The sequence below is a fragment of the Amycolatopsis sp. genome (assembly GCF_036008905.1).
Classification (GTDB): Bacteria; Actinomycetota; Actinomycetes; order Mycobacteriales; family Pseudonocardiaceae; genus Amycolatopsis.
Map to the genome: position 1 here is coordinate 11,797 of NZ_DASYMU010000161.1, position 21,505 is coordinate 33,301.

General features: G+C 68.6%; 21 protein-coding genes and 1 pseudogene. 7 read left to right on the plus strand and 15 right to left on the minus strand.

Going from position 1 to position 21,505, the window contains the following annotated elements; genetic code table 11:
* Together VGP60_RS28065 and VGP60_RS28070 are read right to left on the minus strand one after the other, a co-directional pair.
* Positions 1 to 1,035, minus strand: a complete 1,035-nt coding sequence (locus tag VGP60_RS28065) for a zinc-dependent alcohol dehydrogenase family protein (protein WP_327551118.1) — start codon at positions 1,033 to 1,035, stop codon at positions 1 to 3.
* Positions 1,036 to 1,175: 140 nt separating this feature from the next.
* A complete protein-coding gene (locus VGP60_RS28070; protein ID WP_327551119.1) occupies positions 1,176 to 2,030 on the minus strand; it encodes an SDR family oxidoreductase in 855 nt (284 codons plus the stop codon).
* Between the two features lie 91 nt (positions 2,031 to 2,121).
* Between VGP60_RS28070 and VGP60_RS28075 the strand changes: the two genes are divergently transcribed.
* Entirely contained in the window at positions 2,122 to 3,015 is an 894-nt protein-coding gene (locus VGP60_RS28075) for a LysR family transcriptional regulator (protein WP_327551120.1), read from the plus strand.
* A gap of 12 nt (positions 3,016 to 3,027) precedes the next feature.
* On the opposite strand, the gene VGP60_RS28080 is transcribed toward VGP60_RS28075, so the two are convergent.
* The 4 genes and pseudogenes from VGP60_RS28080 to VGP60_RS28095 form a co-directional block, all read right to left on the minus strand.
* A complete protein-coding gene (locus tag VGP60_RS28080) occupies positions 3,028 to 4,215 on the minus strand; it encodes an FG-GAP-like repeat-containing protein (RefSeq protein WP_327551121.1) in 1,188 nt (395 codons plus the stop codon).
* A gap of 28 nt (positions 4,216 to 4,243) precedes the next feature.
* Positions 4,244 to 5,002 (minus strand): VCBS repeat-containing protein, encoded by a 759-nt coding sequence (locus VGP60_RS28085; RefSeq protein WP_327551183.1) that lies wholly within the window; start codon positions 5,000 to 5,002, stop codon positions 4,244 to 4,246.
* A 140-nt stretch (positions 5,003 to 5,142) separates the two neighbouring features.
* Positions 5,143 to 5,553 (minus strand): annotated as a pseudogene (locus VGP60_RS41795) (M23 family metallopeptidase); the annotation flags it as partial.
* Positions 5,554 to 5,744: 191 nt separating this feature from the next.
* The gene (locus VGP60_RS28095) at positions 5,745 to 6,650 is read right to left on the minus strand and encodes a LysR family transcriptional regulator (RefSeq protein WP_327551123.1); all 906 of its coding nucleotides are present in this window, start codon (positions 6,648 to 6,650) and stop codon (positions 5,745 to 5,747) included.
* 223 nt (positions 6,651 to 6,873) lie between these two features.
* Between VGP60_RS28095 and VGP60_RS28100 the strand changes: the two genes are divergently transcribed.
* On the plus strand, positions 6,874 to 7,788 hold the full coding sequence (locus VGP60_RS28100) for a TIGR03620 family F420-dependent LLM class oxidoreductase (protein ID WP_327551124.1): 915 nt from the start codon (positions 6,874 to 6,876) through the stop codon (positions 7,786 to 7,788).
* Here VGP60_RS28100 and VGP60_RS28105 read toward each other — a convergent pair.
* Positions 7,781 to 8,920, minus strand: coding sequence for a Cmx/CmrA family chloramphenicol efflux MFS transporter (locus VGP60_RS28105; protein ID WP_327551125.1), 1,140 nt, complete (start codon positions 8,918 to 8,920; stop codon positions 7,781 to 7,783). The genes VGP60_RS28100 and VGP60_RS28105 overlap by 8 nt on opposite strands.
* Positions 8,921 to 9,351: 431 nt before the next feature.
* On the opposite strand from VGP60_RS28105, the gene VGP60_RS28110 reads away from it, so the two are divergent.
* Together VGP60_RS28110 and VGP60_RS28115 are read left to right on the plus strand one after the other, a co-directional pair.
* A complete protein-coding gene (locus tag VGP60_RS28110; RefSeq protein WP_327551126.1) occupies positions 9,352 to 9,684 on the plus strand; it encodes a MerR family transcriptional regulator in 333 nt (110 codons plus the stop codon).
* An 81-nt stretch (positions 9,685 to 9,765) separates the two neighbouring features.
* Positions 9,766 to 10,137: an STAS domain-containing protein gene (locus tag VGP60_RS28115; RefSeq protein WP_327551127.1), complete on the plus strand. Its 372-nt coding sequence runs from the start codon at positions 9,766 to 9,768 to the stop codon at positions 10,135 to 10,137.
* Positions 10,138 to 10,326: 189 nt separating this feature from the next.
* On the opposite strand, the gene VGP60_RS28120 is transcribed toward VGP60_RS28115, so the two are convergent.
* From VGP60_RS28120 to VGP60_RS28130, 3 genes are all read right to left on the minus strand, one after another.
* A complete protein-coding gene (locus VGP60_RS28120; protein ID WP_327551128.1) occupies positions 10,327 to 10,665 on the minus strand; it encodes a hypothetical protein in 339 nt (112 codons plus the stop codon).
* Between the two features lie 81 nt (positions 10,666 to 10,746).
* Entirely contained in the window at positions 10,747 to 11,694 is a 948-nt protein-coding gene (locus tag VGP60_RS28125) for an endonuclease/exonuclease/phosphatase family protein (protein ID WP_327551129.1), read from the minus strand.
* A 219-nt stretch (positions 11,695 to 11,913) separates the two neighbouring features.
* Complete coding sequence (locus tag VGP60_RS28130) at positions 11,914 to 13,320, minus strand: MFS transporter (RefSeq protein WP_327551130.1); 1,407 nt, start codon at positions 13,318 to 13,320, stop codon at positions 11,914 to 11,916.
* A gap of 24 nt (positions 13,321 to 13,344) precedes the next feature.
* Here VGP60_RS28130 and VGP60_RS28135 point away from each other — a divergent pair, with 24 nt between their 5' ends.
* Positions 13,345 to 13,776 (plus strand): MerR family transcriptional regulator, encoded by a 432-nt coding sequence (locus VGP60_RS28135; RefSeq protein WP_327551131.1) that lies wholly within the window; start codon positions 13,345 to 13,347, stop codon positions 13,774 to 13,776.
* A gap of 13 nt (positions 13,777 to 13,789) precedes the next feature.
* Here VGP60_RS28135 and VGP60_RS28140 read toward each other — a convergent pair whose 3' ends face one another.
* Together VGP60_RS28140 and VGP60_RS28145 are read right to left on the minus strand one after the other, a co-directional pair.
* A complete protein-coding gene (locus VGP60_RS28140) occupies positions 13,790 to 14,341 on the minus strand; it encodes a YciI family protein (protein ID WP_327551132.1) in 552 nt (183 codons plus the stop codon).
* Between the two features lie 141 nt (positions 14,342 to 14,482).
* Positions 14,483 to 15,196, minus strand: coding sequence for a haloacid dehalogenase type II (locus VGP60_RS28145; RefSeq protein WP_327551133.1), 714 nt, complete (start codon positions 15,194 to 15,196; stop codon positions 14,483 to 14,485).
* Between the two features lie 680 nt (positions 15,197 to 15,876).
* Here VGP60_RS28145 and VGP60_RS28150 point away from each other — a divergent pair.
* A complete protein-coding gene (locus VGP60_RS28150) occupies positions 15,877 to 16,311 on the plus strand; it encodes a cupin domain-containing protein (protein ID WP_327551134.1) in 435 nt (144 codons plus the stop codon).
* Positions 16,312 to 16,370: 59 nt separating this feature from the next.
* Here the strand turns inward: VGP60_RS28150 and VGP60_RS28155 are convergent, their stop codons facing one another.
* The 3 genes from VGP60_RS28155 to VGP60_RS28165 form a co-directional block, all read right to left on the minus strand.
* On the minus strand, positions 16,371 to 18,104 hold the full coding sequence (locus tag VGP60_RS28155) for an L-aspartate oxidase (protein ID WP_327551135.1): 1,734 nt from the start codon (positions 18,102 to 18,104) through the stop codon (positions 16,371 to 16,373).
* A complete protein-coding gene (locus VGP60_RS28160; protein ID WP_327551136.1) occupies positions 18,101 to 19,456 on the minus strand; it encodes an NAD(P)/FAD-dependent oxidoreductase in 1,356 nt (451 codons plus the stop codon). The genes VGP60_RS28155 and VGP60_RS28160 overlap by 4 nt, the downstream gene beginning before the upstream one ends.
* A 94-nt stretch (positions 19,457 to 19,550) precedes the next feature.
* Complete coding sequence (locus VGP60_RS28165; protein WP_327551137.1) at positions 19,551 to 20,543, minus strand: LacI family DNA-binding transcriptional regulator; 993 nt, start codon at positions 20,541 to 20,543, stop codon at positions 19,551 to 19,553.
* Between the two features lie 97 nt (positions 20,544 to 20,640).
* Here VGP60_RS28165 and VGP60_RS28170 point away from each other — a divergent pair, with 97 nt between their 5' ends.
* Positions 20,641 to 21,486 (plus strand): phytanoyl-CoA dioxygenase family protein, encoded by an 846-nt coding sequence (locus tag VGP60_RS28170; protein ID WP_327551138.1) that lies wholly within the window; start codon positions 20,641 to 20,643, stop codon positions 21,484 to 21,486.
* Positions 21,487 to 21,505: the final 19 nt, after the last annotated feature.

The window sequence follows — 21,505 nt, forward strand, 5'->3', positions numbered from 1 at the left end:
TCAGGGTCGGATGAGGACCTTGAGCGCCTCGCGGTCGGCCATGGCGCGGTAGCCGTCCGGGACCTCGTCGAAGCCGACGGTACGGTCGAACACCTTGCCCGGCTCGATCTTGCCATCGAGGATGTCCGGCAGCAGCTCGTCGATGTAGGCCCGCGCCGGAGCCACACCACCGGTGAGGGTCACGTTGCGCATGAACACGCCGAAGTCCATCGGGACCTCGGCATACTGCGGCGCGCCGACCCTGCTGACGACACCACCGTCACGAACCACACCGAACGCCGTCTCCAGCGCGGGCTTCAGGCCGACGCACTCGAGCACAGTGTGCGTGCCGTCACCGCCGGTCAGCTCCCGCAGCTTCTCGACACCCTCCTCACCGCGTTCCGCGATCACGTCGGTGGCACCGAACTCGCGGCCGAGGTCGGTGCGGGCCGCGTGCCGTCCCATGAGGACGATCCGTTCGGCACCGAGACGCTTCGCCGCGAGCACCGCGGACAGCCCGACAGCGCCGTCCCCGATCACCGTCACCGTGGTACGCGGCCCGACCCCTGCCGTCACCGCGCAGTGGTGCCCGGTGGAGAACACGTCGGACAGCGTCAGCAACGACGGCAGCAGCGCGGAATCCTCACCGACGGGCAGCTTCACCAGCGTGCCCTGCGCCTGCGGCACCCGCACCGCCTCACCCTGGCCACCGTCCACATCGGACGCACCCCACTGACCGCCGTGACGGCACGAGGTCTGCAGGCCCTCGGCACAGAAGTCACAGGTGTTGTCCGCCCACACGAACGGCGCGACCACGACGTCACCGGACTTCAGCCCGGAGACCTCCGAGCCGACGTCCTCCACCACACCGAGGAACTCGTGCCCGATCCGGGCGCCGTGGTCGGCCGCCGGTTTCGAGCCGTAAGGCCACAAGTCGCTGCCACAGATGCACGAACGCAGCACGCGCACGACCGCGTCGGTCGGTTCGAGCAGTTTCGGGTCGGGCACGTGCTCGACTCGCACGTCGCCGGCACCGTAGATCAACGTCGCTCGCATGAAAACCTTCCCATCGAGGTGGTCCGGGGTCCCCTACTGCGTACCCTGGACATCCCTCAGGGAACCGCGTCTCACCCGGACGTGGCAGGGGCCACTGTTCCGGGTAATGCCAGCACCCCCCACCACCCAGGTGACACGACCTAGTGGACCGCCGATCGCAGGACTTCCCGTACCGGCACCGGCGGCCTGCCGAGCAGGCGCTCCAGTGCCGGGTCGAACCGCGCGAACTCGCCTTGGCGGCTCGCGGCGAACAGGCCGACGAGCATGTCGGCCGCCGGTTCGGGGAGCCCGTGGCCGAGGAGACCGGCTCGGTAGTCGGCCTCCGACACCATGACCCGGCGGATCGGTCGGCCTGTCAGCTCCGAGGCGATCGCCGCGACACCGGCCATGTCGATCGCCTCCGAACCGGTGAGGTCCGGGCTCACGCCGTCGAAGACGTCGTCGGCGAGGACGATCGCCGCCGCCTCGGCCAGGTCGGCGTGAGACGTCCAGGACACCGGGCCGTCCTCCGGAACGGCGAGTTCGCCCGTTTCGACAGCGCCACCGAGCAGCATGGCCGCCGACGCCGCGTAGAAACCGTTGCGGAGTGAGGTGAACGGGATCCCCGACTCGCGCAGCACCGCCTCGGCGGCGGCGTGGTCAGGCATCGGAGGGAAAGGCGAAGACGGGTTCGAGCCCATGTGGCTCGTGTAGACGACGCGTTCGGCACCGGCTTTCCCGGCCGCGGCGATCGCCGTCTCGTGCAGGCGCAACGCCGTCTCACCGGTGGAGTCCACCGACACGACCAGGACTCGCGACGCACCCTCGAACGCGTGCTCGAGGCTTGACGCGTCGGCGAAGTCACCTCGCCGGACACGAACGCCCCGCTCCGTCAGCTCACTCGCTTTGTCCGGGTCTCGGACACAGACACCGATCCGCTCGGGCCCGACCCGGTCGAGCAGCCGCTCAACGACCGCGCGGCCGAGTTTCCCGTTGGCACCACTAACAATGATCATGAGACCACCCTCCCGGCACCCCGGCCGTACCGGAAGGATCAGCCCGCTCCGGGTTGTTACCCTCAGGGACATACAGATCGGAGGTGGGGCCGTGGAGTCCCGGGCACTGCGCTACTTCCTCGCCGTCGCCGAGGAGCTCAACTTCGCCCGTGCGGCCGAGCGGCTGGGGATCTCCTCCCCGCCGTTGTCCCGTGCGATCCGGAACCTCGAAGCGGAACTGGGCCTCACGCTGTTCGAGCGAACCACCCATAACGTCACGCTCACCGCGGCCGGCGAAGTGCTCCTCGAACACGGCCGTGTCGCCGTGGACGCCCTGCAGGCAGCCGGACGGCGAGCGCAACGCGCCGCCGTCGTGGAACCCGTATTGGTACTGGCGGTCAAAGCCGACAGTGATGCCGGGCTGCTGGACGCCATTCTGGCTAGGTTCGCGGCCGAACCCGCGGCGCAGCCGGTCACGATCCGCTTGTGCGGTTGGGGCGAACAGCCAGGGCTCCTGCTTCGAGGCGAAGCCGACGCGGCCCTGGTCTACGAGCCGTTCGACCGCACCGGCCTCGACGCCGAGACCGTGAACATCGAACCGCGTGTCGCCGCGGTCCCGGCGGCACACCCGCTCGCCTCACGCGAAAGCATCAGTCTCGCCGAGCTCGACCTCCCGATCTTCGAGCCGGCGAATCCCGAGGAGCTCCGCCGGTATCTCGACGGGATCGTCGAGGACCACGGTGTCCGTGATCTCCCCCAGCTGCTCAAGCTCGTCGAACTCGGCAAGTTCGTCACGCTGCTGCCCGAATCCGTCGTCGCCCGCTACCCGCGACCGGGTATCGCCTACCTGCACGTCCCGGACGCCCCACCCGCGGTCCTCGCGATCGCGTGGCCACAACAGTCCCGCTCGCCGGCCACCGCGGCACTCGTCCGCGCCGCCGCCTCCCGGATGGACCACGACGGCCTCCGGGCGGACATCGACATCCGCCCGGAGGCCGCGCATTGATCAGTAGGCCGATCAGTAGGCCGCGAGGATGAACCCTGTCCAGCCACTGCCGATCTGGACACCTTGCCCGAACCTGCCGGTGCCTTCGCCGGACCACCGCCACAGGGTGTTGTCCGAGGCCCGGATGGCGATCATGTCCGCCCGGTTGTCGCCATTGATGTCCATTGTGGTCAGTTGACGGAAGCCGTTCCAGCCACTGCCGACTTCAACGGCCGTGTCGTAGGATTCGCCGTTCCGCTTCCAGTAGAAGAGGTCGCCCGCGCTGTTGGTGGCCCAGATGTCGCCGTCACCGTCCGCGTCCGCGTCTCCCCCGGTGTGGCGGAGCAAGCCGGCCCAGCCCGGGCCGACGGCGTCGCGCACGGCGAATCCGCCGTTGCCCCGGCCGATGTAGACGTACATGTTGCCGCCGTCGCGGGCGAGGATGTCGGCTTTGTTGTCCCCGTTGACATCCGCGAAGGACAGGTACTCGATCGCCGCCCAGCCCGCGCCCACCGTGACCACCGGGGTGAACGAACCATCACCGCGGTTGTGCCAGTAGTACAGGGTGTTTCCGTCGGTCGCGAAGAGGTCGGCCCAGCCGTCGGCGTCGGCGTCACTGATCGCGATCCGGTCGAAACCGCCCCAGCCGGGCCCGAGCCGGACAGCGGCGCCGAAGCCACCGGTCGACTTCCCGTGATAGACCCACGCGACCCCACCGGAATCGACGCCGATCGCGTCGTCGTACCGATCGCCGTTGATGCTCTTGGCCGCCCGGACGGGCGGCGGCGAAACCCCGATCGCCGCGCGTGCCTGGGTCAGGAACTTCTTGTAGGAGCCCGATTTGTACGTCGACCACGGTGACCAGTCGGTGCCGCCGTCGGAGATCCGGAACGCGGCGTTCGCGTTGCACTGCGCGTTGTAGGCACAGGTATCGGAAACGTCGGGGTGGTAGTAGTCGTTGATCTGCCAGAGGCCGCGGTCGATCGAATGGCCGGGGTTGACGCCCCGGGCCGCCGGGTCGCACCGGGACTCGGCCATCGCGACGGCGACCGCCACCACGAAGTTCTCCCCGGTGAACCCGGCGGTACGCCCCACGGAGACGCAGAGGTCGATGTCACCGGCGGCCTGTGCGGGCGCGGTACCCATCAACCCGGCGAGCAGAGCGGTCGCCGTGGCGACCGGAAGAAGTCGGCGAAGGAATGAACCATGTCTTCGGATCATCGGAAATCTCCTGGTGTCAAAGGGAAAGTCAGTACGTGGCGAGGGTGAAGCCCGTCCAGCCACTACCGATCTGTGCGCCTTGGCCAAACCGGCCGGTGCCGGCGCCGAGCCACTGCCACAACGTGTTGTCGGAGGTGCGGATGGCGACGATGTCCGCCCGGTTGTCACCGTTGATGTCCATCGAGGTCAGCTGACGGAACCCGTTCCAGCCACTGCCGACCTCGACGGCGGTGTCGTACGAGCCGCCGTTCCGCTTCCAGAAGAAGAGATCGCCCGCGCTGTTGGTGGCCCAGATGTCACCGTCGCCATCGGCGTCCGCGTCCGCCGAGGTGTGGCGGACGAGGCTCCCCCAGCCAGGGCCGACCAGGGAACGCACGGCGAAACTGCCGTTGCCGCGGCCGAGGTAGAGATACATGTTCCCGCCGTCCCTGGCGAGGATGTCGGTTTTGTTGTCCCCGTTGACATCGGCGAACGAGAAGTACTCGACGGCGCTCCAGCCCGCACCCACAGTGACCGCCGGAGTGAACGTGCCGTTCCCGCGGTTGCGCCAGTACTGCATCGTGCCGCCGCTGGTCGCGAACAGGTCGGCCCAGCCGTCGCCGTTGGAGTCGCCGATCGCGATCCGGTCGAAACCACCCCAGCCCGGACCCAGCCGCCGACCGGTGCTGAACCCGCCCCGGCCTTCCCGTCGTAGACCCAGGCGACCCCGTCGGCGTCGACGCCGATCGCGTCGTCGTACCGATCGCCGTTGATGCTCTTCGATGCCTTGAGCGCGGCCGTCCCGCAGTTCTTCGAAGTCACCGAACCCGTGGGATACGGGAACCGGGCACCGTTGAACTTCGCGGGCACGATGTTGCCCGGATAGCTGCCGGAGCCGCGCACTTCGTAATGCAGATGCGGGGAGATGCCCGGGTTGGTCGCGCTGGAGTTGCCGACGTGGCCGATGAGCTCGCCCTGCGCGACGTCGTCGCCCACACTGACCGCGAGGTTGAGGAGATGGGCGTAGTAGGTGTAGTAGCCAGTACTGCCGTGCTTGATCTTCACCAGCCGCCCGAACCCGTTGCCTTCCTGGTAGGAGGCAATTTCCACGGTACCGGCCGCGGACGCCAGCACCGGCTTGCCGAGGTCGTCGTCACCGCTGCCCCAGTTGAAGTCGAGCTCCCAGTCGGTTCGGTGCGCGCTGCTCCCCGGGTTGTTGCCGGACCACGTTTCCCCGCAGGGGAAAGGGAGCTGGAAAACGGGTTCCGCTGCTTGCGCGGGTGTCGCCAGGACGACGATCGCCGTCATTCCCGCGAGCGCGGTGATGCCCAGCCTCAGCCATGCCGGTCTCTTCTTCATCGGAAACTCTCCTCGATCCAGGTGAATCGGAAATTGTTTTCAGCATGCTTCGAACCCGACGTGAATAATTCGGAACCTCCACGCCGAAAATGAACACGGTTGAATCGCTCGCGAGGCACGAAGCCCTGCCACAGAAGGGAAATTTGTTCCTCGTAGCCTCAGGAAAGCTACGACAAGTCGCTAATTTTTCGCTAAGCGACCGGATCGGGTCCCGCGAGCAGGGTTTGAGCGGACCTGCGGAAGGCCGCCACGAGGCGATTGCTGTCACCGGCGCGGGTCGCCAGCACGACGTGACTCGGCTCGACGCCGTCCAGTGGCACCGTGGTGAGGTCGGAACGGACACTCCTGACCCGCAGACCACCCGGGACGATCGCCACGGCCTCCCCGGCCGCGATCAATTCGAGCTTGTCCTCGACGGCTCCGACGAGCGGCCCGTCGGGCGCGGGGCTTCCGTCAGGCCGTGGATCGATCCGCCAGAAAGCGTTCCACGCCGGATCGGTCACCCGGGGCAGGGGCTCGTCGGCGATGTCGTCGAGGCTGACGGATTCCTTGCCCGCCAAGCGGTGGTCGAGCGGGATCAGCAGCACCCGGGGCTCGTCGTAGAGGACCGTCACGTGCAGCTGGTCGGTGGAAAACGGCAGCCGCGTCACCACCGCGTCCACGCGGTGATCGAGCAAAGCCGTGCGCGGTTCGTCCCAATCCAGATGCAGGGCCCGCACTTCGGCGTCCGGATGCCGGCGCCGCACCTCGCGCACGGCCGGGGTGACGATGAGGTTCGCGGTGTAGCCGATGGTGATCCGGCTGGGCTCGGCGACAGCACGGGCGCGCGCCGCGGCCCGAGTGGCCGTGCGGAGCAACTCCTTGGCACTGGGCAGAAAGACTTCGCCCGCCTCGGTGAGTCGGCTGCCCTGCGGCGTCCGATCCAGCAGGCGGAAACCCAGCTGCTGTTCGAGGCGGTTGATCTGCCGGCTCAGCGACGGCTGGGCGAGACGCAGGGCGGCGGCCGCACGGCCGAAATGCAGGTGCTCGGCGACGACGACGAAGTACCGCACCAACCGCAGATCGAGGTCCACCGGAGACGGCGACGAAGCTGGCATCGCCCCAGTGTAGCCACCTCGCTCGCCTGCCGACGCCCCGGAACTCGCCTTGAGCTGTGGTGATGTCGATGCGGTATTGCCCTATGCGAAACAGGTCTTGGACAGGCGTCCTCAGCCATCCCAACCTTGGAGTACGAGCCCGTCGCCCGGCGGAACCCGGGCTGATCGCGGACTCGAAATGGGCCACTACTGCACCGCTTAACACATTCCGGGAAGGATCTTCATGAACACCGTGATCGCCGCGGCCCGCCAGGCCTTGGGGCCGGTCGGCGTCTGCCTGCCGGTCTCGTTCACCAGCGCGCTGTCCGTCGACCTCCAGCGCGAGGCCGTCGGCCGGCTGGAACGCGCCGGTTACCGCGCTGTCTGGACCAACGAGGTCATCGGCGGCAAGGACGCCTTCGTGCAACTGGCCGTGCTGCTGGCCGCCACGGACCGGATGGTGTTCGGCACGAGTATCGCCAACATCTGGGCCAGGGAACCACAAACGGCGCACGGCGCGGCGGCGCTGCTGGCCCAGGCCTATCCCGGCCGGTTCGTGCTCGGGCTGGGGGTCGGCTACCCCGAGCAGGCGGCAGGCACCGGCCGGGACTTCGGCAACCCGCTGACCACGATTCGCGACTACCTGGACCGGATGGGCAGCCCGACCTGGCCGCCCGCGCCGGACGTCGCCTACCCCCGGATCATCGCCGCGAACGGCCCGAAGATGCTCGCGCTGGCAGGTGAAATCGCCGACGGGGCCCTGCCCGCGATGCTGCCTCCCGAGGTCACCGCGCAGGCCAGGCAAGCGCTCGGCCCGGACAAGCTCCTGGTCGTCGGGCTGTCCGTGGTCGCGGATTCCGACCGCGACCGGGCGAAGGCGACCGCCAGGGAGAAGGTGTCGGACATGCTCGGCCGGCCGTCGTACGCGGCGGCCATTGCCCGGCTCGGCTACTCGGACCAGGAGCTCGCCGAGGTGGACGACCGGCTGGTGAACGCGATCGTCGGCCTCGGCGCCCCAGCCGCGATCGCGGCCAAGGTGCGCGAGCACCTGGTCGCGGGCGCGGATCACGTGACACTCATGCTGCCGATCGGCGGTGACTTCACCGAAGGCGTGGACGAGCTGGAGCAACTCGCTCCGGCGCTGGCCGACGTCACCTGACCACCGGTTCGATACCGTGCCCGGCCTGTGTGACAGCGGCAACGGCCGTCAACGCCGCACTCAGCCAAACAGCGTCACGATAGTCGCCGGTGGCTACGGTGACGACGCCCGCGAGCAGTGGCCCGAGGACGGCGCCGATGTTCAGCGCGACCGTGGCGAAGGAGCCCGCGAGCGAAGGCGCTTCAGCGGCCACGCGCAGGACGCGGGTGACGAGCGCGGAACCGGCACCGAACGACAACGCGCCCTGCACGACGACGACCAGGAAGAGCGGGACGAGAGACGAACCGGTCATGGCGAGCACCGCCCACCCGACCGGCAACGTGAGCAGCACACCTGCCATACCCCGCCCCTGGCCGATGCGCCCTGACACGGTGACGCCGACGAAGGCTCCGAAACCGAACGCGGCCAGCAGACCGGGCACGGCGCCCACCGGCAGCCCTGCCACCTCGGTCGCCACCACCGCGAGGTAGGCGAACGTCGCGAAGGTCGCGCCGTTGACCAGTGCCGCGAGGACGAGCGCGTGTCGCAGTGGCCGGGACCTCAGCACCCGGAACTCCTCGCGGACAGCGATGTCTCGCCGGTCCGCGGGATCGGCAGGCGCCGACCGGAAGACGAGAACCAGCGCCGGCATCGACAGACCGGCCACTGCCCAGAAGGCCGACCGCCACCCGGACACCTGCCCCAGCAGGGCTCCGGCGGGGACACCGGCCACACAGGACAGCGTCACGCCGCCGAGAAGGATCGCCATCGCTCGGGCCTGCTTCGCCGGACCGGCCAAAGTCGAAGCCACCGACATCGCGACCGCGAGGAATCCCGCGTTGGCGACAGCGGCGACGATCCGTGTCCCGAACAGCACGGCGAAATCCCCGGTGACCGCACCGATGACGTGCGCGGCGACGAACGCGATCAGGAAGATCGCCAAGGCCCGCCGCTGTGGCCACCGGGCGCTCAGCGCGGCCATCACCGGAGCACCGATGACCATCCCGATCGCGTAAGCGGAGGTAAGACTGGCGGCGGCACCCACGGACACGGACAGGTCGCGGGCGATATCCGGCACCAGGCCGGAAAGCATGAACTCGGACGTGCCTTGCGCGAAGACGGCAAGGCCGAGGACGTAGACGAACAACGGCAAGAAGCTCAACTCCAGCGTCGAAACGGACAGAAGATGTCCGTGCGCCGGTCGATCGAGCCTTCATTCCATCAAGGAAGACCGGACCAGGCACGGAGAATGCCCGGTCGCTGGAAGCGAGACCTATTGGGCCCGATGGGCCACAGGTTGGAGATCAGCCGGCTCGCCGCCGAGCAACCGGCGGCTCCGCTCTGTCCGATTCAGGGCTCGTCACCCGCGGAACACTACCGTCCCCCCCTTCGCGCCCAATCGGATTAACGCTCGCCGAGCGCGGAAAAATCTATGGTGACTGAGGTAGACATTCAACGTCGGACATATGTATTCTCCTCATCGCGTCGAGAGAGACAACGTCAATCAGGCGTCGGAGATGGTTCTCGGTTACAAGTAAGCGATCCTCGCGCTGTCCGCCGGGTCCCTTGTGATGCGGAGGTGGAATGAATCCAGGCCAGCAAGACACGGCCACGCCCGGCGGGGCCGACAAGTTCGACGACGAGCACTACCCGGCGTACACCATGGGCAGGGCCGCGGAGATGCTCGGCGCCACCCAAGGTTTCCTGCGAAGCCTCGACGAGGTGGAGCTGATCGAGCCGCAGCGCTCCTCCGGCGGGCACCGCCGCTACTCCCGCTACCAGCTGCGACTGGCCGCGCGGGTGCGGGAACTGGTCGACCAGGGCACCGGCCTCGACGCCGCCTGCCGCATCGTCACCCTCGAAGACCAGCTGAACGAGGCCCAGCGCGAAAACTCCGAGCTCCGGGCCAAGGACTGAAGCACTCGGCTTTCTCGGGTTCCGGGAATTCGCGGTGCGCTTCACCCGAATCGTGACGGCGGTCAGGCAGGATTCGACCCCATGGTCACCGACTCGACCGACGGGCCCCCGGATCTGCCGGCCGGTTCGCTGGCAACCATGCGGTGGCACGGCTCTACCGTCGTGGTGACCGCGTGCGGGGAAATCGACGTGCTCACCACCCCTGGCTTGCGGTGGCCGTTGACCCAGGCGCTGCGCCGAAACCCGAGTGTCGTGGTGTTCGACCTGACCGACGTCACCTTCATCGGATCGTCCGGACTCAGCGTCCTGGCTCTCGCGGGACGTGACTTCGACCGGTCGGCCGTGCGGGTAGTGGCCACCAGCCAAGCCGTGACCCGCCCGCTGGGGCTCATGGGCTTGAACCGCGTGCTCACCGTGTTCTCGTCTCTCCCCGAAGCACTCGCCGGCCCCTGACCGCGCCCTGTTTCCCCCCATGTGTCAACCAACCCACGCCACCTCGAGTCAAGCCCTGCGTTGCCAACCACAAGCCCAGTCCACCTTTACTGCACTCATGCGACCGCCAAGTCTCGAACTACCGCAGTAAACCCGCTGGGCGGCAGGCGAAAAACCTAAGCCGGGACCGGCAAGCCGTGCTTACTCAAATCACGCTTCGCGAGCGCGCTCGGGCGGTGGTGCGTCGGCGCGGAGCTTGGTGACCCAGCCGTGCGCCGTCGCGCACATCGCCGTCTCGGTCCCGCGCGCGTGCTCGGCCACGGTGTCATCGGCCCAGAGAATCGCCGCCACGACGTCGTCGCGGATCGGGGTCATGCCGATCACCCAACGCCGGCCCTGGCTATCGAGGCGGCATTCCGCGATGATCCACTGCCGGTTGGTCAGGTTCCGGGTGATCTCCCACTCCGGGTCGGTGGCGAGATCGTCGACCGAATGTGGCAGCTCGCGCGTGCCACTTCGCCCCGTCGTCGGGGCAGCGTCCTCAGCCATGTCGTCGATGTTCGCACGAATAGCCGTCTTGGCGTGGGTGACGAGGCCGCGCGGTGTTCACCGAGAACGCCCAAGGCCGGCTCACGGCAGCGGGAACGTCGCCACGACAGGACTGTGGTCGGAACCCGGCTCGTCCTGGCGGGCACCCGGGTTGTCCCCCACCGACGGCAATTCCTCCTCGAGGATTGTCCTGACCGTGGGCAGCGGGGTGAGCAGCGCGGCGCTGACGAAGATGTGGTCGATGAGTTCCTTGCGTCCGTTGTGGATCCGGGAAAAGCGTTGCTCGTCAGGGATGAGCGGCGCGAGGTTCCACAACCGCCACCGGTCGCCGGCGTCGACCCTGGCGAATCCGCCGGTGCCGATTTCGGAGCCGGTGGGACCGTTGAGGATCTGGGTGGTCGCGGCCGTAGTCTCATCGTTGAGGTCACCGAGCGCGATGACCCGTTGTGCGGAGCCGGGTTGAAGCAGTTGAGTGGCCAGCTCCCGCACCGCGGTGGCTTCGGCGGCCCGACGGTACAACGCGTAGGCGCCGTAGCGGGCGCGCTCCCCTTCGTCGCGGGGGCTGAAGCGCCCGCCGGGAAACGTCAGGAGCTTCGACTTCAGATGACAGGTGATCAGCGTCAGCACGAAGCCCGGTGCCGGCTCGACGGTGACGGCCAGGGCGCCACGGCCGAGTTCCCCGCTCGGCACGGCAGGTTTGTCCGCGATCTGGATCGGCGACAATTCCCCGGGAAGCGTTGTGGTGTCGGCGACCACGGTCACCGGGTGACGGCTGAGGAAACCGACCCGGATACCTCGCCGGTCGGGATGCGTCGACAATGCCGCGTGCCAGATACCGCCGAGGTGCCTGGCCAAGTCGTCGAGCGCCTCGGGGTCGCCGACTTCCTGCACGGCCAGCACATCGGGGCCGATCGAGGTGATGCTCCGGCCGAGCGCCTGAAGTTTCGCGTCGTAGGCCGGTTTGTCCTTCGGGCCGTCGCGGCCGGGACGGAACAGGTTTTCCAGATTCCACGTGCCGATGACGACCATGACGCCCCTCCTCGAGCAGGATCGACGGCCGCTTGCCCCGCCGTACCTGGACTTCGCGGACGCGGCCCGCGGAGTTACACGAATCACCTGAATACCGCGTTTTCGGGACCACGCCGAGACAAACCGACAGCGGGCGGGCCGGAAACTAACCAACGTGCGCGTGACCACCGGGCCGTTCCCGGGGAATATGTCGACACTTTCCCCAGGGAGGGCGCGACCTCACCCAGCGTGGGTCGCGCGCTCGGTGTTGAGCAGCGCCAGTAGCAGGATGGCGACGCCGAGCCCGGACACCAGCCACCACACGGCGTGCGCGGCGCCGATGAACGCCGTCCCACCGCGGGACGCTGCTGTTCCCACGATCGTTCCGGCGATCGCGACACCCAGGGTGGTGCCGGTCTGCCGGCCCGCGGAGGCCAGCGACGCGGCCAGCCCGGCCATCGAGCGGGGCATCCCGGAAACCGCCGAGTTGGTGATCGGCGGGTTGACCGTGCCCTGGAAGACGCCGAACAGCAGGTAGATCGCGAGCACGACCGGTAGCGGGGTGGCCGGGCCGAGCCAGATCGACGCGCCGCCGCCCAGCGCCAGCGCGGTCCCGGAGACCATCAGCGGCAGCCTGGGACCGCGCGTGCCGACCAATCGGCCGGTGAGCGGCGAAAGCAGCGCGATCAGCACCCCGACGGGGAGCAGGCAGAGCCCGGCCGTCAGCGCCGACATGCCGCGCACGTCCTGCAGGTACAGGGTGGTCACGAACAGGAACGCGCCGAATCCGCACAAGGCGAACAGCGCCGTCAGGATCGCCGAACTGAAGGACACGCTCCTGAACAAACGCAGTTCCAGCAACGGATCGGCGCGGCGGGGTTCGTAGCCGAGGATGCCCAGCACGCTGAGTACGGTGACGGCGAGCAGGCCGAGGATGACCGGTGAGGTCCAGCCCGCTGTGCCGGACTCGATGATCGCGAAGACGACGCTGCCCAGCATCAGGATCATCAGTGCCTGGCCCACCGGGTCGAACCGGCGCGCCCGGGCCGCGCGGGACTCGGGCACGAACAACACGGTGCCCACGATCGCGACGGCCACGATCGGCACGTTGATCCAGAAGATGGCGCGCCAGCCGAAACCGTCGACCAGCGCGCCACCGAGGATCGGCCCCAGGCCCAGCGACAGGCCGGACATCGAGCCGAACACACCGATGGCCCTGGCCCGTTCGGCCGGGCCGGGGAACGTGGTGGCGATGATCGCCATCGCCACCGGGTTGAGCATCGTGCCACCGACGGCCTGCAGCGCACGCGCCGCGATCAGCCAGCCGATGTCCGGCGCCAGGCCGCACAGCAGCGAGCCGAGCCCGAAGACGATGAGGCCGGCCCGGAAGACGCGCCGGCGGCCGATCCGGTCGGCCGTGGACCCGGCCAGCACCAGGAAACCGGCCAGCACCAAGGTATACGCGTCGACCGTCCATTGCAGACCGGACACCGACGCGTGCAGGTCGCGGCGAATCGACGGCAGCGCGACGTTGACGATGGAAATGTCCATCACCACGACGACGATGCTGGCACAACAGGTCGCGAGCACCAGGAGCCGGCGACGCCGGTCGAGTTCGGCGGCCGGCGGCGACGTTGAATCTCTCATGACCAAGACGCTAGGATTTAGAGCGTGCTCGAAGTCAAGCCACTTGCCGAAACCGAACCCACAGCAGGCCTGAGCATCGCTGACGCCGCCCTCCGGACCGGGGTCAGCGCGCACACCCTGCGCTACTACGAACGCGCCGGACTCGTCGTCACCACGGTCGACCGCACCCCCGGCGGACGGCGGCGTTACCAGCCGCAAGACCTGCACTGGATCACCGTCTGCACCAAACTGCGGGCCACCGGCATGCCCATCAAGACCATCCGGCGCTACGCCCAGCTCGTGTCCGCCGGGTCCGGCAACGAGGAGGAACGGCTTGCCCTCCTGGAAGCCCACCGCGCCGATGTGACCGCCAAACTCGCCGGGGTACAGGAAAACCTCAAGGCCATCGACCACAAGATCGACGTCTACCGAGGCCGCCTCGCCGCCGGTGACGTCGACCGCCTCTGGGCGCCCTAGAAGTGCCCCCGGGTCAGGACGGCCGGCCGCCGAACCGCCAGCGGTGCACCTCGATGTCGACGTAGCGATCCGGGTCCAGCACGGCACGTGCCTTGTCCGGGTGGGACGCGCGGATCAGCACCGCCGTACCCAGCCAGGCGGCGCCGCTGTCGGACAGCAGCGGCCCGTACGCGATCAGTTCGTCCTGGTCGGACGGCACGGCGAGGTCAGCGGCCTTCCCCTCGCCCAGACCGAGCACCAGGTAGCAGTTACCGCCCGTGCGGCCGCCCGGGAAGTCCCACATGCTTCGCCCCAGCGCGTTGCGCCATCGCCGCAGCAGCACGTCACGGTACACGCCGGCCTGGTAGTTGGGCTCGTCGAAGGCGAACGCGCGGGCCGCGGCGGGATCGGGCAGGTCGACGACATGCACACTGCCCGACGGTGTGTCTCCACCCTCGACGAAGGTCGGGCCACGAGCGATCATCCGCGCCGCGTACCGGTCCATGTAGGACCAGTGCTCTTCCAGCATCTCGTCGCGCAACGCTACGGAACCGGGCCTGTCGCGGTGATAGCAGAAGAACTCCATGCCCCTAGTCTCGACCATTGCACGACCCGGAAGTCGTCATTGGGCCGGTAGTCCACATCGAGGACGAACCCGGCCCGATCCCGGTAGTAGGTCAGCGATCGAAATGGTGACGACTTCGAGTCGGTAGTCCATGAGGTGGTCCTATCCCCGTACAAGGGCGTCGGCGAGTTCGGTGAAACTCTGGGCAGTGAGATCACAGGTGGTGTCTTCGGCACGGTCCGCGGTCCGGCCGGGGCCCTTCTCGTCCGGACGCTCCACGAAGGCGGTTCGCAGTCCGGCCGCGCGAGCCCCGTCGATGTCCCAGGTGTGGGCGGCGACCATCAGAATCCGGTCAGGTGGCAGGTCGAGCAGCCGCGCGGCGTGGCGATAGGCCCGGACATCCGGTTTGTAAGCCTGGACGTTCTCGGCGGAGATGACCGCGTCGAACGGCAGCCCCGCGGTCTTGATCAACCGCGTCAGCAGGGCGAAGCCGCCGTTGGACAGCGCGACGACGATGTGGTTCTCCCGCAGTTTCCGCAAGCCGTCGAGAGAATCCCGCCATGGCGGCAGGACGTACCAGGCACGGACCATTTCTTCCCGCTCGGCCGCACCGAAATGCTCCGAATATCCGAAGAGGTCCAAGCATTCGTCCAGGGCTTCAGCATGGATGGTGTCGAGATTCGCCCACGCCCGCTCGCCGCTGTTGATCTGCGCGACCGCGGGTAAGTAGCGTTCTCGCCACGCGTCGGCGAGGGCACCGGCGCCGAACGACAGGTCCTTGTCCGCCGCCAGGCGATGCAGCCCATCGACGACTCCGGTTCGCCAGTCGACGGTGGTGCCGAAAATGTCGACCGCTATCGCTTCGATTTCCCTCAAGATGGATACCTCACTTCCGGTACGGATCAGGCGTCTGCCGGCTTTCAGGATCCACTGTGGACCATCAGACCAGGGGTTCGCCACCATCTATGCCCAACAAGATGCCGGTCATGAAGGTGTCGGTGAGCGCGAAGACGACCGCGCCGGCGATGTCGCCGGCGGTGCCAACGATCCGTCCCGCGGCATGCGCGGGGCGAAGTGCCTCGCGAGGAGGTGGTCGATCGCGCCGAGGCGGGCGGTGACGCTTCGCTAAGCGACGGGCGCACGCGTCGACCTGGGTGGGTGGCTCGTGAGTGGCAACAAGTGTTATTAATAGAACCCCGTAAACACTCACGAGCCACCCACCCAGCCGCTCCCCCGCGCCCACGAACATGTCTTCTACACCGGCGTCGCACCGAATCGGCGCCTCACCCCGGCCTCGCTCAGCGGTTTGGAACCTGGACCGGACCGCGGATCACGTTCGCCCGCAGCGGCATCACCGTCCGCTGGTCCGCAGAATCGTCCTCCCTGCTCGAACTCGCCGAAGCGTGCGACGTCCCGACCCGGTGGTCCTGCGCCCGCCCGGACGGCGACGTCGTGCTCGATCTCTGAGTTTTCTTCGGCGAGTCAAGGAATGGCTGTCACAGATCGAGGCGCTGTCCGGTCTTTGCTGACGACAACCCTGACAGCGAAGGAAAACCATGACCGTCGAACACTCTCACCACCTCGAGAACCCGAACGCGACCACCCCGCCGCCGAAGATCGACCTCATCTCCTCGGTACCGGCTCCGCCGATCCCGGACAACGCCGACGCGATGACCATCCTGGTCACCCTCCCTCCGGGTAGCGAAGGCGCCCCGCCGCATCGTCACACCGGTCCCGCGTTCGGGTACGTGCTCAAGGGCGAGATCATCTTCGAGCTCGAGGGTGAACCGCAGCGCGTCATCAAGGCCGGCGAGTCGTTCTGGGAGCCCGGCGGCGACGTCATCCACTACCAGGACGGCAACAACCTCGCGGACGCCGAGAGCGCGTTCGTCGCCACGATGTTCGGGGTGGCCGGGCAGCCGATGCTCATCCCCGTGAGCGCGGAGGAGCTCGAAGAGCGCCGCGACCGCCGGGCGCCCCGGCCGCTTTAGTCCTCAGTAGACATACGAAGGGGCGTCCTCGCAACTCTTTGCGAGGACGCCCCTTCCGTTCACTCCACGAGCTTCCCGGGGTCCGCCGACACCTCCCGCATGAGCGAGGCGATGTCGCCGGGAATCGACGGGATCTCCTCCCGGTCGATCCGCCCCGGTCCCGCCCAGACCAGGTTCACCCGCAGCGACGGGTCGGACTCCGGATGGTCGGAACGGTTGTGGCAGCCCCGCGTCTCGCGGCGTTCGAGGGCCGCCTCCAGAGTGGCGCGCGCCGCGAGCGCCGACGCCTTCAGGTCGAACGCGTGCGCGAGGTCCTGGAAACCGGCGATGTCGGGATGGACACCGACGCTCTTGCTCCGTTCCTCGACTTCGTCCAGTTCGGACAGTCCTTTCCGGAGTCCCGTCTCGTCGCGGGCGACACCGGCGTGCTCGGTCATCGTGTCGCGCAGCGCGCGCTGCAGGGCCCGCACGTTCTCCGGGCCGTCGGCGGCGAGCAGCTCGTCGACCTCGCCGCGCGCTTCCGCAAGTGCCGCTGGGGAGCGGTGCTGGGCCTGGAGACCGCGGGTGTACGCGGCGGTGGCCTCGCCGACGATCCGGCCGTACACGAGCAGTTCGATCAGCGAGTTGCCCCCGAGCCGGTTCGCCCCGTGCAAGCCGCTGGCAGCCTCACCGATCGCGTAGAGGCCGTCGACCCCGGTCCCGTGGTCCTCGGACCGGACCCACACGCCGCCCATCGAGTAGTGCGCGGTCGGCGCGATTTCGATCGGCTCGCGGGTGATGTCGAGCATCTGCAATTCGAGCAGGGTCTGGTAAACCCGCGGCAGCCGGCGCATGATCGTCTCCCGCGGCAGGTGCGAGACGTCGAGCCACACGCCACCGCGCGGAGTGCCGCGCCCCTCCTTGATTTCGGTGTACGCCGCGAGCGCGACTCTGTCGCGAGTGGACAGCTCCATCCGCTTCGGGTCGTACCGGACCATGAATCGTTCGCCGGAAGCGTTACGCAGCAACCCTCCCTCGCCCCGCGCCGCCTCGGACACGAGGGTGCCTGCCGCGTTTTCGGGGTCGATCAGGCCCGAGGGGTGGAATTGCACCAGCTCCGGTTCCCGGATGCGGCCACCGGCCAGCACCGCGAGCCTGAACGAGTCGCCGGTGTTCTCGTCCCGCCGCGACGAGGTCCGCCGCCAGATCCGCGTGTGCCCGCCGGCGGCGAGGATCACCGCGTCGGCGTGGATCACGTACCGGCGCCCGGTGTCCAGGTCGAACCCGTAGGCACCGAACACCACGTTGTCCCGCACCAGGATCCGGGTGACATAGACGCTGTCGAGCACCGGCACTTCGAGCTGCGCGGCCCGGTTGACGAGTGTCCGCTGGATCTCCAGCCCGGTGTAGTCGCCCGCGAACGCGGTGCGCCGGTAGGTGTGCGCGCCGAAGAAGCGCTGGGAGATCCGCCCGTCGGCTTCCCTGGCGAACGGCATTCCCCACCGCTCGAGGTCTGCGATCCCGCGTTCGGCGTTCTCGGCCACGATCCGGACCGTCTCCGGATGGGCGAGCAGGTAGCTCTCCTTCAGCGTGTCCGCGGCGTGTTGCTGCCACGAATCTTCTCCGTCCATAGTGGACAGTGCGGCGTTGATTCCGCCTGCGGCGAGCGAGGTGTGCGCGTCCGCCTTCGGCCGCTTGCCCACCACCAGTACGTCGACACCACGCTCGGCCAGTTCGATGGCGGCACGCAACCCGGATCCACCGGTGCCGATGACGAGCACCGAGGTCGCGATCTGCTGTTCGGGAAGGGTCATCGGGTCACCGTCTCGGCTAGTCGGGCACTCTGTTCCGGTATCGGGTCGCCGCCGGAGACGAAGGCGTCACGCGGGTGTTCGACGGAGGCGAGCGAGACGATGTCGCGGCCGAAGAACGCCGCCGTCAGCCAGATCGCCAGGACGCGGAGCTTGCGCTCCCAGCTCGGCACGGCCAGCACGTGGTACCCGCGGTGCATCAGCCAGGCCGGGAAACCCTTGATCACCAGACGGCGGTACTGGAAGATCCCGCGGCCCAGCCCCAGCGTCGCGACCGTGCCGAGACCGTGGTGCACATAAGGTTTCGCCGTCCCGCCGCGCAGGGTGACGGCGATGTTGCGGGCCAAGAGCTTGCCCTGGCGGACAGCGTGCTGCGCGTTCGGCACGGTCCGGGCGCCCGGCACGCGTGAGGTGAGGTCGGGCACAGCGGCGTCGTCACCGGCCGCCCAGGCGTCCGGCACCGGCTCGTCGTCGGTGCCGACCCTCAGATCGGCGCGCACGGTGAGCAGCCCGCGTTCGTCGATGGGCAGGTCGGTGTGCTTGCGCACCACCGGGTTCGCGCCGTTGCCCGCGGTCCACACGATCAGCCCGGAGTCGAATTCCTCCCCTGTGGACAGGGTGACGTGTCCGTCCACAGCGGACACCACCTGCGCGTTCAGATGCACCCGCGCACCTCGCCGTTCCAAGGAACTGACCACCCAGCGGCCCGGGCGGTCGGTGACCTCGGGCAGGATCCGGCCCTGGGCCTCGACGAGATGGAACTCCAGTTCTCCCCGATCGAGTTCGGGGTAGGACTTCAGCAGCGCGGTGCCCAGTAAAAGCACCTCGCCGAACCCCTCGACCCCGGAGAAACCGCCGCCGACGAAGGTGACCGTGAGCAGCTTCCGGCGCGTCGGCCCCGGCTCCAGCGCCGATGCCCGGTCGAACGCCGTCAGCAGCCGGTCGCGGATCGCCACCGCTTCCTCGACGTGTTTCATGCCGATCGCCTGCTCGGCGATGCCGGGCACCGGGAACTTGCGGGTGACCGCACCGGCCGTGACGACGATGACGTCGTAGCCGAGGTCGAACTCGGGGCCGTCCGCGGGACGGACCGTCACCCGGCGGTGGGCGTGGTCGACCATCGTCACCGTGCCGGCGACCAGCCGCGTGCGGCGCAGGTGCCGGCGCAGCGACACCGCGGCGTGACGGGCCTCGACCGAGCCGGCCGCCACCTCGGGCAGAAACGGCTGATAAGTCATATACGGACGCGGATCGACCACCGTCAGCTCCGCCTCGTCCGGGCGCAGCCGCTTCTCCAGCTTCCATGCGGTGTAGAAGCCCGCGTACCCGCCACCCACCACCAGGATCTTGCGCATGACGTCCCCTGTTCTTGTCGGTTCACCAGCTTGGACTGGATAGCCGAGCCGGATGTGACAACAGGTGGGGCGCCTCACAGCGGGAACCCCGGAGTCAGCCGCTGTGGCGCACCACGAGCTTGTGCGGGGCGATGATCGATCGGCCGGCCGCGTGCGTGCCCTGCTCTGCCAGGCAGTCGAGCGCCAATTCGGCGATGCGACGCTTGTCCGGGGCGACGGTGGTGAGGGCCGGGATACTGAACCGGCCGTCCTCGATGTCGTCGAATCCCACCAGGGCGACGCTTTCGGGGACAGGGACCCCGCGATCCGCCGCCGCCCGCAGCGCTCCCAGAGCGAGTTCGTCGGTGAAACAGAAGACGGCGTCGGGCGGCTCGGCGAGCTCGAGCAGTTCCAGCATCGCGCGGTGCCCGTCGCCGCGATGCAGCGTCTCCACCGCCATTTCGAGCTCGGGCGACGACGACAGCCCGGCCTCGGCCAGCGCCCGCCGATAGCCGCGCAGCCGGTGCCGGGACGTGGCGTTGAACAGGTGCGACTGCACGCCTACCGCGGCGATTCGGCGCCGCCCGGAGGCGATCAGATGCTCGGTGGCGGCGCGGGCGGCCTCGACGTTGTCGATCGCCACGTGGTCGACGCCGGAGGTGCCGTCGTGCTCGCCCAGCAACACGAGCGGGATGGTGTCGGTGCGGGCCGAGAGCTCCTCGGGCGAAACGGACCACGGGCTGAAGAGCACCCCGTCGACGAGGTGACGGCGTTTACCGTTGAGCAGCCGCCGTTCGCGCTCGGCGTCTCCCCCGGTCTGTTCGACGAGCACGGTCCAGCCGCGGCTCTCGGCGATCTGGACCGTGCGCGCGGCCAGTTCGGAGAAGTACGGCGAGTCGATCTCCGGCACGACCAGCGCGACCAGCCCGGTCCGGCTGCCGCGGAGCGTGCGGGCGGCCATGTTGGGCCGGTAACCCAGCGCGTCGATGCTCGCCTGCACGTGGGAGCGGGTCGCCGGCGCGACGTGCCGGAACCCGTTGACGACGTTGGACACCGTCCGCACGGACACCCCGGCGTGCGCCGCCACGTCCTGAAGCCTCGGACCCACGTTCTCTCCCGTTGTTCGCCGGCTTCGAGCATAAACCTTGCAACGTGGCATGCCACGTTGCAAACTGAACTGCCACGCCGTCGACCTTGGAGCCGTCATGACCGCAAAGCAGGCAGCCGCCGCCCCGCTTATCGACGCTGAGCTGCGCGATCTCACCCACCGGCTGGATCAGGACGGCGTCATCGGCCTTCCCGGCGCGTTCAGCCGGGACTGGGTGAAACTGCTGGGCGCCGACATCGACACGGCGTTCGCGGAGGCGCGCGAACGGCCCGGTGGCGCCGTGGGACGCGGCCCGCACCGCTACTACGTCGAGATCCATCCGGAGCAGCTGCGCGGCTTCGTCGACCTGGTCAGCCATCCTTGGATCACCGCGATCTGCGAAGCCGTGCTGGGCGCCGACTACCGCATCGTCGAGGTCGGCTTCGACGTGCCGCTGCCGGGAGCGGTGAACCAGCCGTGGCACCGCGACTTCCCCAGCCCCGAGGAGACCCGCACCGGGCGGCGGCTGACGTCACTGGCGATCAATGTCACCGCGGTCGACACCGAGGCCGACATGGGACCGTTCGAGGTCGCCCCGGGCACCCACTGGGACGACGGCGCGGACTTCGAGCACGGCATGTTCCCGGCCAAGGCGGCGTACCCGCGGTTCGAGGCGCTGGCGCAGCGGAAGTATCCGCGGATGGGCGACATCTCGATCAGGTCGGCGCTGACGGTCCACCGGGGCACGACCAACCACTCGGCGAAATCGCGGCCGGTGCTCGTGCTGGGTGTCGACGCGCCGGGCGCGGGCAACGACGCCCAGCACGACACCGCCGTCACCGGGGATTTCTGGCGTTCACTGCCCGATTCCGTGCGCGCCCACCTGCACTGCCCTATCGTCGGGAAGCTCGAGCCGATCACGCAAAAGCACACGATCGAAGGTCTTGTCATGGGCGAGGGCTGAAACCCGGCCCCGATCCTGT